Source organism: Fulvivirga sp. (assembly GCF_040220315.1).
GTDB lineage: Bacteria > Bacteroidota > Bacteroidia > Cytophagales > Cyclobacteriaceae > Fulvivirga.
Genome location: NZ_JAVJUY010000305.1, coordinates 1 through 13,898, shown reverse-complemented (window position 1 = coordinate 13,898; position 13,898 = coordinate 1). Strand labels below are relative to the sequence as shown.

13 protein-coding genes are annotated in these 13,898 nt (G+C 36.8%); 6 read left to right on the top strand and 7 right to left on the bottom strand.

What is annotated here, in order from left to right:
• From RLO81_RS15340 to RLO81_RS15320, 5 genes are all read right to left on the bottom strand, one after another.
• On the bottom strand, window positions 1–2,344 hold a 2,344-nt coding region (locus tag RLO81_RS15340; RefSeq protein ID WP_350113498.1), incomplete at its 3' end, for an ABC transporter permease.
• Window positions 2,341–2,667 carry a PadR family transcriptional regulator gene (locus RLO81_RS15335; protein WP_350113495.1) on the bottom strand — a complete coding sequence of 109 codons (327 nt, stop codon included), beginning with the start codon at window positions 2,665–2,667 and terminating at the stop codon, window positions 2,341–2,343. The genes RLO81_RS15340 and RLO81_RS15335, both read right to left, overlap by 4 nt.
• 99 nt (window positions 2,668–2,766) lie before the next feature.
• Window positions 2,767–4,209, bottom strand: a complete 1,443-nt coding sequence (locus RLO81_RS15330) for an alpha/beta hydrolase (protein WP_350113492.1) — start codon at window positions 4,207–4,209, stop codon at window positions 2,767–2,769.
• Window positions 4,206–5,285, bottom strand: a complete 1,080-nt coding sequence (locus RLO81_RS15325) for an aminotransferase class V-fold PLP-dependent enzyme (protein ID WP_350113489.1) — start codon at window positions 5,283–5,285, stop codon at window positions 4,206–4,208. The genes RLO81_RS15330 and RLO81_RS15325 overlap by 4 nt, the downstream gene beginning before the upstream one ends.
• Before the next feature lie 90 nt (window positions 5,286–5,375).
• Window positions 5,376–6,302: a hypothetical protein gene (locus RLO81_RS15320; protein WP_350113486.1), complete on the bottom strand. Its 927-nt coding sequence runs from the start codon at window positions 6,300–6,302 to the stop codon at window positions 5,376–5,378.
• Between the two features lie 201 nt (window positions 6,303–6,503).
• On the opposite strand from RLO81_RS15320, the gene RLO81_RS15315 reads away from it, so the two are divergent.
• From RLO81_RS15315 to RLO81_RS15295, 5 genes are all read left to right on the top strand, one after another.
• Window positions 6,504–7,001, top strand: coding sequence for an RNA polymerase sigma factor (locus tag RLO81_RS15315; RefSeq protein ID WP_350113483.1), 498 nt, complete (start codon window positions 6,504–6,506; stop codon window positions 6,999–7,001).
• The gene (locus RLO81_RS15310) at window positions 6,998–7,591 is read left to right on the top strand and encodes a hypothetical protein (RefSeq protein WP_350113480.1); all 594 of its coding nucleotides are present in this window, start codon (window positions 6,998–7,000) and stop codon (window positions 7,589–7,591) included. The genes RLO81_RS15315 and RLO81_RS15310 overlap by 4 nt, the downstream gene beginning before the upstream one ends.
• A 178-nt stretch (window positions 7,592–7,769) precedes the next feature.
• Complete coding sequence (locus tag RLO81_RS15305; protein ID WP_350113477.1) at window positions 7,770–9,290, top strand: ArnT family glycosyltransferase; 1,521 nt, start codon at window positions 7,770–7,772, stop codon at window positions 9,288–9,290.
• A complete protein-coding gene (locus RLO81_RS15300) occupies window positions 9,287–10,006 on the top strand; it encodes a glycosyltransferase family 2 protein (RefSeq protein WP_502880461.1) in 720 nt (239 codons plus the stop codon). The genes RLO81_RS15305 and RLO81_RS15300 overlap by 4 nt, the downstream gene beginning before the upstream one ends.
• A gap of 68 nt (window positions 10,007–10,074) precedes the next feature.
• Window positions 10,075–10,344 carry a hypothetical protein gene (locus RLO81_RS15295; RefSeq protein WP_350113475.1) on the top strand — a complete coding sequence of 90 codons (270 nt, stop codon included), beginning with the start codon at window positions 10,075–10,077 and terminating at the stop codon, window positions 10,342–10,344.
• Here RLO81_RS15295 and RLO81_RS15290 read toward each other — a convergent pair.
• Window positions 10,341–10,733, bottom strand: a complete 393-nt coding sequence (locus RLO81_RS15290; RefSeq protein ID WP_350113473.1) for a VOC family protein — start codon at window positions 10,731–10,733, stop codon at window positions 10,341–10,343. The genes RLO81_RS15295 and RLO81_RS15290 overlap by 4 nt on opposite strands.
• Entirely contained in the window at window positions 10,733–11,668 is a 936-nt protein-coding gene (locus RLO81_RS15285; protein WP_350113471.1) for an NAD(P)H-dependent flavin oxidoreductase, read from the bottom strand. Before RLO81_RS15285 ends, RLO81_RS15290 begins: the two co-directional genes overlap by 1 nt.
• A gap of 130 nt (window positions 11,669–11,798) precedes the next feature.
• On the opposite strand from RLO81_RS15285, the gene RLO81_RS15280 reads away from it, so the two are divergent.
• Window positions 11,799–13,526, top strand: coding sequence for a chloride channel protein (locus RLO81_RS15280; protein WP_350113501.1), 1,728 nt, complete (start codon window positions 11,799–11,801; stop codon window positions 13,524–13,526).
• Window positions 13,527–13,898: the final 372 nt, after the last annotated feature.

Sequence of the window (13,898 nt, the reverse complement as noted above, 5' to 3'; positions counted from 1 at the left end):
TGTGCTTCATGGTAGCACCCATCACTTTACGAATACTTATTTCCTTCATCTTCTTAGCCAAAGCGAGAGAAACTAGTCCATACAAACCTATAGATGAAAGAATGATTGAGATGATAGCGAAAACGATAAGAATATTTGTCGGGATCGACATTTGTCGATAAAAGTCATCAAAAATTTCACTTTGCAGATAGCCAGTAAAAGGATAATCCGGGAACATGGTTATCCAGTCTCTGCTCATTTTATATCTTGTTTCGCCTAAATCAGCATGGTCTTCCAGCTTAGCTAAAATCAATGTATTTATTGAGTCTTGAGATAATCGGAATGCTGCGGCATCTATGGGGAAGTAAAAGTTATCGTAATGGAAGTCTTCCACCACACCTATTATATTGTATTTCTTGTCATCGGTTACTACAGCCTCGCTTTCAATATCAGCAATCATATATTTCTTTATAAATGACTCATTAACAATTAATGCATTATTGTAGTCGGAAGCTTTATTTTCGTCAAAATTTCTTCCGTCTATTAAATTAATGCCCATTAAGTTGATGTAATTGGCACCAACATCATAAGTAAGTACACTTGACTTTTGATCATTTAAACTTAACTGTATTGAACTGGCCTTTGAGCCGATATGGCCTGCCGCGGTAGCAATTTCCTTGACTTCTGGATACTTGGTTAGCTTATCTCTAAATCCTAAAAATTGATTGGTATTAGAAGTCGGGATCACCACCAATGACGATTTATCATAGCCCCAGCTCATAGTTTTCTGAAATTTACTATTGCTGATAAAAGCGACACCGGAAAAAATGATCAAGAAAGTAAATCCAAATTGTATTCCTAAGAAGATTCTAAACAAATAATTCTTGTTAGAGCCTAGTTTTTCATTGCCCTTAAAAATTTCATTTGCGCTAAAGGATGAAACATAGAATGCCGGGTATAGACCAGAGATGAGCCCGGTAAATAAGGCAGTTCCAAGCAAGAAAATCCATAATTGAACAGATGTATAATCAATGACAAAACCAATAGGAAAAAAGCTATTGAATAGTGGAACAAGTATAATGTGAGCTATAATTAGACCCGCAATTACAGAGAAAAGCGAAAGAAATATATTCTGACTTAAAAACTGATTAATCAATTGAGAGCGGGTGGCTCCGATGCTTTTTCTTAGACCAATTTCTTTTAAACGTGAGGTAGCAGAAACCAGGGCGATGTTAATGTAATTGAAGCATGCGATAAACAGGATCAAACCACCAAAAAAGATAATTCCATAAAGCGTTGAGGCATTTTCTCGGCCAACTACGTTTCCTGCGATATCATAAGTAGTATTCTTAATGTCTTTAAAAGCCACGAGATTAAGGTTTTCAATTTTGTACTTTGTTTCATTGGCATTGTAAACATCCAGCCATGACTTTTGAATACTCATGAACTCATTAGCAAAAGATGACTCAGATTTAAAAAATGTGGCATGTGTTAAATCTGTATGCTCTTTTTCGGTCTGAGGAAGCAATGAGTTATTGACCAAAATGTTAAAATCGAAATAAGTGTTGTTCGGGAATTTCGCAGCTACTGCACCAATTATTACAGGAAAAGTCTCACCATTATATATCAAAGAAACTTCTTTATTAAGAGGATATTCTTCACCAAAAAATTTGGTAGCGGCTTTGTGGCTCAAAACAATTTGCGATGGCTTGTCCAGGGCATTTTTATCACCATCTGTAAGCTCAAAGCTGAAGATTCTAAGAAAATCCGGGTCAACAAATTCAATGGGCTCTTCAATTACTTTGTCGCCATACCTTATTACAGCTGAGGCTTTAGTGTAGCGAGTCATTTCCAGCAGACCCTCAAATGATGCCTTAAAATCTTCACCTATAATTTGTGGAGATTTACCCCAAATAAAGGTATCGCCATTGGGCTTTTTGGTTTTACTAGTTACCATAAAAATCTTATCCTGATCCTCGATAAAATCATTGGCATTAATGATTATTTGGGCAAAAAGAAACAGGACAATACAGCATGAAATTGCCAGAGCTAAACCTAGAATACTAATTGTTGAGGTTAGTTTGTTGGACTTAATTCCCCTAATGGTGAGTTTAAAATAATTTGAAAGCATAGTAATGTTGTTAGAGTTTTTGAAATGAAATCCTTTGATCGCAAATGGCCTGAGCATGCTTAAAACATCCCTGTAAAGGAGCCATTTGGCCCTGCTTACGCCTTCATTCTCCACCCGATGGTCGAAAGTTTCCAGCATGTCACCTTCAACTTGCTCTACTAACTCTTCTTTGCAGAAAAAACGTAGCAGCTTAAATGGCCACTTGGGTGGATCTATAAGTTCATTCGTTTTCATTCTGTGGAAATGTTGGGTATCAGTGAAAACAAATTGTTACGCAATTCACGAGTACGGATTAATGCATCCTGACCCGATGCCGTTAAATCATAATATATTTTACGCCTCCCTCTTCTGGAGGCACTTGATTCACCCGTTCGCGATTTTAAATAGCCTTTTTCAAGCAACCTGTTTAATGAAGAATGAACAGCACCAACACTTGGTTTTCTGCCGGTTTGCTCTTCCAGGTGAGTGATAATTGCCGCACCATAAGCTTCAGTATCCAGCACGCCTATAACGAGTAGAATTAGTTCTTCGAATTCGCCAAGGTTAGTTCCTTTCATGATTTTAATTAATTCCTAATTGTAGAGTTTAGACGCGAATGTACTAAAAAGGTTACAGATTGAAATGAGAGGAAGTCAATAAATGGGTTTAGCTGACTCCTAAAAGGAGTATTTTAATTCAGAATTTTCAAATAATATTCGAGCATGGCTGCTTGGAGCATCGTAAGAAGCTTTATCCAAAACTGAAGGATTGGAAGGATATGCGCCATTTTCATAGGCTAGTTCCTTTAACTCGCCACCGCTTTTTGTAAGAAGTATCCTCCAATCGTTTTTAAAAGTGGGCTCAACGAATAGCGGGGCATTAGTGACTGTGAAACGTGTGATGAGCTGCATGTCAGAACTCAAAAGCAGGAAGGTGCATCCACCTGAACCACAGAAATAGGAAGATTGGAATTGCACAAAGTATTCAGGCGCACTGTCACCATTTAAGTCTATAGCCTCTAAATTATATTTGCGGTCATTCTCACTCAAAAACCGAATATCTTCGGCCAAAATGGATTTGAGGCTTTGGCTAATTTTGCTCAATGTCTCAGGCTTCAACTGAATTGTAGATTTAGGCCTTAGTCCTACAACCTCTTCTAAAAACTTAACAGTTTCCTGCTCTACATCTTCGTAAGCGTTCGAGGTAAGTTCAGACCCTATTACATGATGGCCTGCCTCAGGGAAGGCAATTTTCCTCTTCTGGTCTTTAGGCGTGCCAAGTTGCTCATACATTTCTAGCATGGCTGAAACAGAAACAGTCTTATCCTGTTCTTCCTCATTTTTGTAGTAATACCCAAGAAACACTGGCTGTGTAACTTTTTCAAAAGTCTCTGTCGTCATGGTAGTTTCAACCATTGCCTGTAATTCAGTTAAGACTTCTAATCTGTATTTGTTGGTCCAATAGTTAGCTCGTTCAGGTTCAATTTCCCACTCATTATAATCTGAGCCCTTCACAACTTTCGCTAATTGAAGCCCCCAGGGTTTGGAAAGCAACCACGAATTTGGGTCATAAATTTTAATATTAGGTGAATATAAAATGAGCGCTGCAATGGCTGGGTTATTTTCTGCCAGGTATAAGCCGTAGGTGCCACCTGTAGAGGTTGTTACCAATATCACTTTTTCACCTATTTGCATTCCAACAGCGATAGCTTCACCTGCGCTTTGCATCATTTTTTCAGCGGTCAGGTCAAGCATGGCTTCTTCTTCATTTAGTCCATGCCCTGTAATTCTTGGGAGATATAAGTTGCAGCCATAGCGCTTGGCAAGATTCTCATGAACGGGATCGCCTTCTTCCTGGCTGGCAGAAAAACCATGCAGGTAAACGATGCTGTATTCGGTTTTTTCTGGGGTGCCTTTTGCCCAAATAACTCGCCCCTCATTATCTTCTTTTATGTTAGAGATGGAATCTTCTCTTTCATTTATGTATTGTTCTAATGATGTCAGTTCAGACGGAACTTCAGGTAATGATTTTGAAAGATTTCCCACATCCACCTGTGGACCAAGAAAATATGCTGCTACTACAGCAAGAATAATTGCGGACGTTACTTTTAGAACTTTCATGCTAATAGGCAGTTTTTAAGTTTTGAAACATCTGAATGATCATTATATAAGTGTGGTGAAAGTCGAATGGCATCGCCTCGAATCGAGACTGAAATATTATCATTCTGAATCTTAGTTTTAATCTGGTCTAACCTCGATACTTCGCTAACCCTCACTCCAAATAAATGATTGCTACGAAACTCTGGAGACTCAATTTTATATCCGGCATCTGTAAGTTCACCTAATGTATCTGTAATTAACTCCTTGCAGTAAGACTGAATAGTATCTACGCCCCAGTTTAAGATATTCTGAATGGCTTCATTCAGCATGGGCACAAGAATAAAATTACTCTGCTCACCCACGGAATATCGAAATGCACCGGATTGATAGCCATCATTGTAATTTACCAAACCTGCAAAATCTTCGCTTTCATATCTGTTAATCCAGTTTTCTTCGATTGGCATGCCATTATCAAAATACTCACCAAAATAGGCAACACCTTGGGAGTATGGACCAAGCAGCCATTTATACCCTGCACAAATGAGTGCATCAGGTTTAATTTTTTCTATATCAAAAGGTAATGCACCAACAGATTGTGTACCATCAACAATAAGTAGTGCACCTACTTTTTTACACTTCGCACTGATTTCCTCTAGCCTAAATAATGTGCCGTCTACCCAATGAACATGAGCCATTGAAACTACTTTTACTTTTTCATCTATTGAATTTAAAATAGCTTCATTCCAGTCAGAGCCGACAGTTGAAGACAATGGCCTTTTTATAATAACTAACTCCGCTTCATACTCATCGGTTAATCGTTTCCATGAGTAATAGTTGCTTGGAAATTGCTCATCCAGAACAATCACTTTTTCACCTTTTTTTAAATGGATGTTTTTTGTGACTGTGGCTATACCATAAGACACCGAAGGGATGAGTGCAATTTGATCTGGCGTTGGTGTATTAATTAATCTTGAGAATGAATTTTTTAATTCATTCACTTCAGAAAAGAAATCTGCCGGGGTAATGTGCGATGGTATTCTTTTCTTCTGAATAGCTTCGAAGCCAACTTGCTCAACACTTTTTAAGAGTGGTGACATGTACGCGCAGTTTAGATAAATGACTGAATCGTCTAAACTAAACTTGTCTTTTTGGCAATTCAACATTTAGTAAATGTAAGCATTCACCCATTAATTCAGAAGATTCAGTGAATCTCTTAAATAAGAATGCTTGTTTTGGTTTTTACTCCAATAGTCAATTAATAAGGTTTTGTCCAGCTCAGCTGAAGTCGTAATTTCGTTTCCATTTAAACCAACTATTTTTTCACTCCACGAAACGATTTTATAAGGAAATTCAGATTGAAAATTTATTGTCAAAACCCGCTTATCTCCAAGGTATTCTAACCGGTAGGTTTTTTTATTACCATTATCACTAATGGATGCATTAGCCATTTTTGGCTCTAAATTTTTATGCAGCAATCGGGTATGAAAAAGCCCTGGAATAATTTCTATAGATCCAGTAGGCAATGCTTGTGGGTTTAGTCTTATTAAATTCCAAATTTCATCTTCTAAAAACGCCTTCTCGATTTTTTTGCTCACATCGCCTTCCTGCTCAAAATAGGAGAATGATGCAAGGTCATAATTGTTTTTGTTGAGATTCATTTGAGAGTATACATGGCCACACCATTCTTGTGAGCTCATAGTCACTTTTACGGTGTTAGGGTATTTTATTGTTTCTACCGGAGTGAACGAAGAAAGCATCATACTGTAAGGATATATTCCGGTAGTAAACTTTTTTGTGAAATTGAGCTTGAGCACTGTTTGTTTGTCATCCGGGTTTTGATCTGGGTAATCCAGCTTTACTTGTTTGCTTTTGGAGAAAGGTTCCGTAACAAAAATTAAAACGGCCTTACCTTCATGTTCCTCACCATAGCGTGCCTGCGTTAAATTATATGAGTTTACTTCAGCAACTCCGGCATACCAATAATCATTAAATTCTTGACTGGTGCTGGCCTCCATTTTATTAGGCCCGGAATTGGCCTTTTTCTGGCAGCTGATAAAACCTGATGTTAACAAAAAGAATGTTATTGTATAGATGAAGTTATTATACTTTTTCATTGCAGTAATTTACGCTTTCTTAACAAAAGATCGTTCAATAAGATTCGGAAGAAGCCTGTCATTTAATTATCAAACTGACTGAATGCCGAGTGCTGAATGAAAAACAAAAATGTAGAGGCATTTGATGAAACTAATCCCAATTACTCTAAAAAATTTTACTAATTGTGTGATAATCACCTTATCGATGCGAATAATAGGTTGATGAATCAATTGGAACATAGCGAGTTTATTGAATTTCTTGAGCGATACAAGAAATTGGTAGTGAAAATAGCAGGCGTTTATATTAAGGACAAAGACCAGCGAGATGATCTCATACAAGATATCATCCTTCAATTATGGAGAGCATTCCCAAAATATAATAATCAACAAAAAGGCTCTACCTGGTGCTATAAAATAGCCTTGAACGTAACAATGTCGTTTTTGAGGCGATCATACAAAGTAGCCAAAGGACATGAAGGTTATGCGCGGCAGCACATCATAGACATAGATGCAGATGACCATTTGCCGGAAATGCTGAACAAACTTTACGAAGCAATGGAAATACTAAATCCTATAGATAAAGCCATTGTTATGCTTCATTTGGAAGCCACACCAGTGGAGGAAAGTGCTACTATTATTGGATTGTCAGCAACCAATTTTACAACTAGACTTCATCGAGCTAAATCAAAATTAAAAGAACACTTAACGCAAAAGACATGAATTACGAAGAATTAGAATCATTATGGAATTCTACAGAAAAGCTATCAACTAGTCAAATAGAACTAAACAAACAATTGATCAGAGAGACCTTGGTTAAAAAAGTACGTTCCAAACTAAGTGAAATGAAGTGGGAGTCCATTTTTTGGTTGATTATAGGGTATTTTTGGATTGAATATTTGGTAGCTATTATGATAGATTTTTGGGGACAGAACCAGTTTTTCATTCCGGCAACAATTCTTGCATTAATAACTCTATTCTCGATCGTCTTAATTAGTCAAAAATTGTATCACTTTTATTCAATGAAAAGCGAAAATAGTATTTTGGAAAACCAGCGGCATATTAGGAAGTTAAAGCAACTGGAGCTTATTGATGTCAAATCCCTCATCATAATTATCCCGCTTTTCGCTGTTTGCTTTCTGATAGTTATGGCGAAATACGTACTTGATTTTAATTTGTATCAATTCACAGAAAATCTGGTTTATCATACTATAAGTAGCTTTTTTGTTGGCATGATAATCACATTCTTTTTGTTAAAACATACTAGAAAATCGCTAGAAGAAACCATTGAAGAATTGAACAGATTTGTTTGATTTAAAGTTGCCCTGAAGTTTTCAACCTTACTAAGCTTTTGAAGCTTAGTAAGCGTTTTGAAATCATAAATAATTGAACCTTCGTTAGAATACTAAAAGCTCTTGATCTAACTATAACCCCTGATTCCGATTTTCTTATGTCAAAATAGAAGGTATCTTTACCGCTCATTAATTTCCGATGGAAAACACACAACTAACAGGAGAGAAATACAAGTGGACATTTATTGGAATATTGGCACTCACATTCGTGATAGCCTATTCACTTACCTTTGACTCTAAACTTGCTTTATTAGGAGATAATGCAAGTTATTATTCGTTGGGTAAGGCAATCGCACAAGGGGAAGGATATGTAAATATTTCTCGTGTTACCAAAAGCCCTAACAATCACTATCCTCCGGGATATCCTGCAATAATTAGTGCTGTATTGGTTTTTAGCGATAGCGTTGTGGGCGTAAAGCTTCTCAACGGGTTGTTTTTAATGGGTTCCATTTGGCTGGCATTTTTGTTAACTGCACGGCTAACAGATAATTACATCACGGCTTTTGTGGTTTCGCTTCTTACTGTACTTAACAGTCATGCTTTATTTTATGGCTCCTTGATGATGTCGGAAGTGCCTTATATGTTTTTCAGCCTTCTTGCGCTTCATTTTATTACAAAAAAACAGTTAAGTCAGCTTTCCATAAAAAACAAGACTTTTATACTCACCATCATTTTTATGGTGATTTCCTATTACGTAAGGTCATTAGGTGTTGCCATTCTTGGTGGCCTTGGGCTATATTTCCTGCTCAATAAAAATTGGAAATTGTTGTTTGCTTCTATTGGAGGATTAATTATTGGAGGTTTGCCATGGTTCATTAGAGGTCAGTCTTTGGGTGGCACGTCCTACATGAATCAATTAAAAATGATCAACCCATATAACCCTTCACTCGGTGAGGCAGGAGTTAGTGATTTTATTGAGCGATTTTGGAGCAACTTTTCACGGTACATTACCCGTGAAATTCCTGACGTACTATTAAACTTTGGCCCTAATTATTCGCAACCAATTGAGTTTAAAGAGTGGGTATTGGGATTGATATTACTGTCAATCATTACATACGGTGTAGTGAAGATTAATCAATATAACTGGCTACTATTAGGCTATTTGCTTGGAACATTCGGTATTTTAATGATATGGCCGGATGTTTGGATTGGCGTTCGCTTTATCGTACCTATCATCCCAATTCTTTGGTTAGGTTTTTTGAATGGGTTTTTTGAATTATTCAAACTTATCAGAGGTCAGAAAGAAATTAGTGCTGTTACCAACTATGCACCGTTAGTCATACTGTTATTCCTTTTTACTCCTCTAAAAGAATTATCAGTGAAGGCCAAGGCACCTTTTCCTCCTGCATGGGAGCAATATTTTGCTGTGGCTGATTGGATAAAGAAAAATGAAAAGCAAGCTGTAGTGAGCTGCGGAAAACCATCCCTATTTTTTATTTACGCTGGCGAGAATTACACCATGCGATACAAATTTTCGAATGACCCAGCCGATCTCATTGAAGATCTAGAAAAGAAGCAGGTAGATTATGTGGTAATCGATCAGGTATATGGTAACACGTTTCAGTACCTTCTACCTGCTGTACGACAATATCCGAATAGGTTTAAACAAGTACTTCACCTTAAAAACCCAGATACATTTCTGTTAAAGTTCGAAAGATGATGATTAATAAACTTTCGATTATAATTCCTGTTTACAATGAGGAAAAAACCATTCATTTGATTTTAGATAAAATCAAAAAGGTGGAATTATTAAATGGCATTGCTAAGGAAATTGTAATGGTCGATGATGCTTCCAGCGACAATTCATTGGAGCGTATAAAATTATACATGCAGGAGAATGCTGATATGAACATCCAGCTTTTTACTCAGCCAAAAAATAAAGGTAAAGGAGCTGCACTGCATCGTGGCATTAAAGAAGCAACAGGTGAATATCTTATCATTCAGGACGCTGATCTGGAATATGATCCGCAAGAATACAATATTCTTTTACAGCCTGTATTGGACGGTGTAGCTGATGTGGTTTATGGCAGTCGATTTGTGGGAGGTAAGCCTCACAGAATTTTATTCTTTTGGCATTCAATAGGCAACGCTGTATTAACCTTTTTATCTAACATGATGAACAATCTGAATTTAACAGATATGGAAACATGTTATAAGCTTATTAAAACAGATATGGCAAAGAGCCTGAAGCTAAAAGAAAACAGGTTTGGTTTTGAGCCTGAAGTTACAGCTAAACTCGCTCGTATTGAAGCGGTTAGGTTTTATGAAGTAGGAATTTCATATTATGGAAGAACCTATGCCGAAGGTAAAAAAATTAACTGGAAGGATGGTTTCAGGGCTATTTATTGTATCTTCAGATACGGCTTATTTAACTAAGAATTAATAGTAGGGTTACTTTTTTAACGTTGAATATATTTATTTTTGTCAATCATAAATCAATCTGAATGAAGGAAGCGCGAGTCTATAGAGGTATCGAATTCATTCGAATTTCTGAATTGCCAGAAAATCAAAAAGAAGCAATAAAGTCCTGGGCAACTAAAGATGTAGTTATTAAAATACTCATTGATGATCATTTGTTGTCTGATTGTATCCAATACAAAGATTATAGGGTTTGGTTTGAAACTGTTTATCAGCAAGCAGGTGAAAAGCAAATTGTAGCCAAAACAGTGAATACAAAATCTACTTCTATTAAACTAGCCTTAGGAGGTCGCTAATCCCAAACTCCAACAGGTACAATTTCAAGAATATTGTTTTCAGGGTCTTTAAAGTAGAAGGATTCTTGTTCGCTAGCCCAGATTAATTTATCAATTATTTCTATGCCTTTGTCCTTGACATTATTTTTGCAAGTATCATAATCAGCTTGCGAAACTTCAAAAGCAAAATGTTGATTGCCATCAGCATAATGAGGTGGAGGAGAGGTTTTCAGCTTACTATCATTAGGATTGAAGCAAAGTAATACTGACTCACCTGCCCTAAAAAAGATATGCCGCTCTTCCAAATAATGAATTATTTCCAGACCTAACTTGCCATGGTAGAATTCTTTAGCCTTTTCAAGGTCATGAATATAAAGACACGTCTCTTTAATTTTAATAATTTCTTTCATTACTGACACATTTCTGATTTCAGTCTTTGATAATCTTCCCAAATTTCAGACAGGATTTCAGCGGCCCCTTTAATATTATTGATGTATGCTGAAATTTGTCCTATTTCTAATTCACCTTCCTTTAAATCACCCTCAAAAATTCCAAGCTTTGATCTTCTTTTACCTAACAACGCTCTTAGCTCATCAATACCTGCACCTCGCTCTTCAGCCTCCTTCACCAAATCGTAGAAGTGATTTTTTATGAGCCTAACCGGAGCCAATTTTTTCAAAGTTAAGATCGTATCCCCTTCAATGGAGCTAACCACCCGTTCTTTAAATAAATGGTGGGCAGATGATTCTGTGGATGCGGCAAATCGACTTCCAATTTGAACGCCATCAGCACCTAAAGCCATTGCGCCTAACATGCCTCTGCCTGTGCCAATTCCGCCAGCTGCCAATAATGGAATATCAATAGCTTCTTTTACAGCTGGTATTAGGCAGAAGGTAGTAATTTCCTCCCTTCCATTATGGCCACCGGCTTCAAAGCCTTCTGCAACAATTGCATCTACTTCGGCATCTTGTGCTTTCAAAGCAAATTTTACACTAGATACTACATGTACTACCTTGATGCCATTTTCTTTTAAAGGGGTAGTCCAGGTTTTAGGATTTCCTGCAGAAGTAAAGACAATATCAACCCCTTCCTCAATAATTATAGACATGATTTTCTCAATCTCAGGATAGAGAAGAGGGACATTGACACCAAAAGGTCTATCAGTTGCCTTTTTGCATTTTGCGATATGCTCTCTGAGTGTTTCCGGGTGCATAGACCCCGCCCCAATTAAACCCAACCCTCCGGCATTGCTAACGGCAGAGGCAAGCTTCCAACCACTGCACCAAACCATGCCAGCCTGAATTATCGGGTATTTAATATCAAATAATTGAGTTATCTTGTTCATATACCTTTGATGAACTTTAATCTACTAACATTACAGTATAAATGCTATTATTTTAAATTTGCACAGAACCATTAAATGAGCGGTTAATTTGAAGCACGAAGCCCCATTAATTAAGTTCCTCGTCTGGAGGATGAAACACATTAGCAACAAGAACTTTGTGCTTATTCTTGCGGGTATAATAGGTGTAATTTCAGGTTTGGCAGCAGTGTTGCTAAAAGAGACAGTACACTTCATACAGCATACACTTCAAGATCGAATAACACTAGAAAACTACATTTACTTTACCTTTCCTTTAATTGGAATTTTGCTTACAGTGATATTTAGCAAATATGTTTTAAAGGAATCTATGGGTCATGGCATTACACAGATACTTTATGATATAGCCAAAAAGTCAAGCGTTATTAAACGTACAAGAATGTATTCCAGAATGATAACAAGTGCATTAACAGTAGGCTTTGGCGGTTCTGTTGGCTTGGAGGCACCTATTGTCGTCACCGGTTCGGCTATTGGGTCTAATATTGGAAAGTTCATGCATTTGAACTACAAGAAGCGAACCTTACTTATTGGCTGTGGTGCAGCAGGAGCGATTTCTGCGATATTTAATTCACCAGTGGCCGGAGTAATATTCTGCCTGGAAGTAATTCTGGCCGATGTTACTATCGGGATGTTCATACCATTGTTAATTGCATCAGTTACAGGTGCATTAATATCACTAACACTGTTGGGCGATGATGTGCTCTTTTCATTTAAGTTAGTTGATAGCTTCACAGCAGCCGATACACCGCAGTACATTTTGCTAGGTATTTTATGTGGATTGGTTTCAGTTTACTTTACCAGAATGACCTATCGTATTGAGGGGCTAATTGGCAAAATAAAACAGATTTATGGGAAAGCAATTGTTGGCGGCATTTTACTTGGCATTATCATTTTGGTTTTTCCGCCTATTTATGGCGAAGGGTATGAAACAATAAAACTACTTTTAGCTGGAAAAGAATCTGAAATTTTTAATCGGTCTTTATTTTTCAAGGACTTGGAAGACGCCTGGCTTTTGCTGGCTTTTATTTTTGGAGTGATACTCATTAAACCTATTGCATCTGCTTTAACCATTGGCTCAGGTGGTAGTGGTGGAATATTTGCACCATCATTATTTCTGGGTGGCGTTACAGGCTTTTTATTTGCAGCGGTATCTAATGTATTTACCTGGGGTAATGTAAGTACAAGTAACTTTACACTTGTAGGGATGTGTGGTGTTATGAGTGGTGTTTTATATGCACCATTAACAGCCATTTTCTTAATTGCAGAAATTACCAGCGGGTATGAGCTTTTTGTTCCATTGATGTTGGTCTCTGCCATTGCATTTACTACAAGTTCATTTTTTGAGAAACATTCGCTTTATACCAAGCATTTAATCGAACGTGGCGACCTTATTCAATATGACAAAGACAGGCAGGTACTGAGTCAAATTGACCTGACTAAAATTATTGAAAAAGATCTGTTAGTAATAAGACCAGAAGCCAACTTAGAAGCTCTTGTTGATTTAGTTCGGATTTCGAAAAGAAACATATTTCCGGTAGTAAATTCAGAGAATGAACTGGTGGGTGTTGTTACACTTGATGACATCAGAAACATTATGTTCGACTTAGAAAAGCGCGAAACAACTCCTATACGAGCAATTATGCATAGCCCCCCAGCTTACGTGAGCCCTCATGAAAATATGCAATCAGTTATGGAGAAGTTTGAAAGAACCGGAGCATGGAACTTACCAGTAATTGATAAGGGCAAATACAAGGGGTTTTTATCAAAATCCCGTATTTTTAATACCTATCGCACAAAGCTCATTCGTACAAACCGTGAATAAGAGGTTTTTTGAATCTTACATAAGGCTCTAAAAATTTATAAAAACAAATAGCTTAAAAGATTTGTGGTTTCTTTTTTATTTTTAAAGACCTTAATTCAACACAAGTAAGTTGTCCACAAATAATAGATTCAAATAATTTAATATAACTAACTGATTTATAATAAGTTATACGCTAATACTTTTTTGGTGTGGAAAACTTTTATATTTTGTGGAAAACTTTTGTTTGATTTTGTTGATTCTTTTTTTTGTCTAAAACAAGATACTTGTTTTCTGCTAATTATTAATACAACTCTAATTATCTTACATCTATCGATCATCTATAAACGAACATTAATTGAGGAAAAAACTTATGTGGGTGAACCTAAAATATGC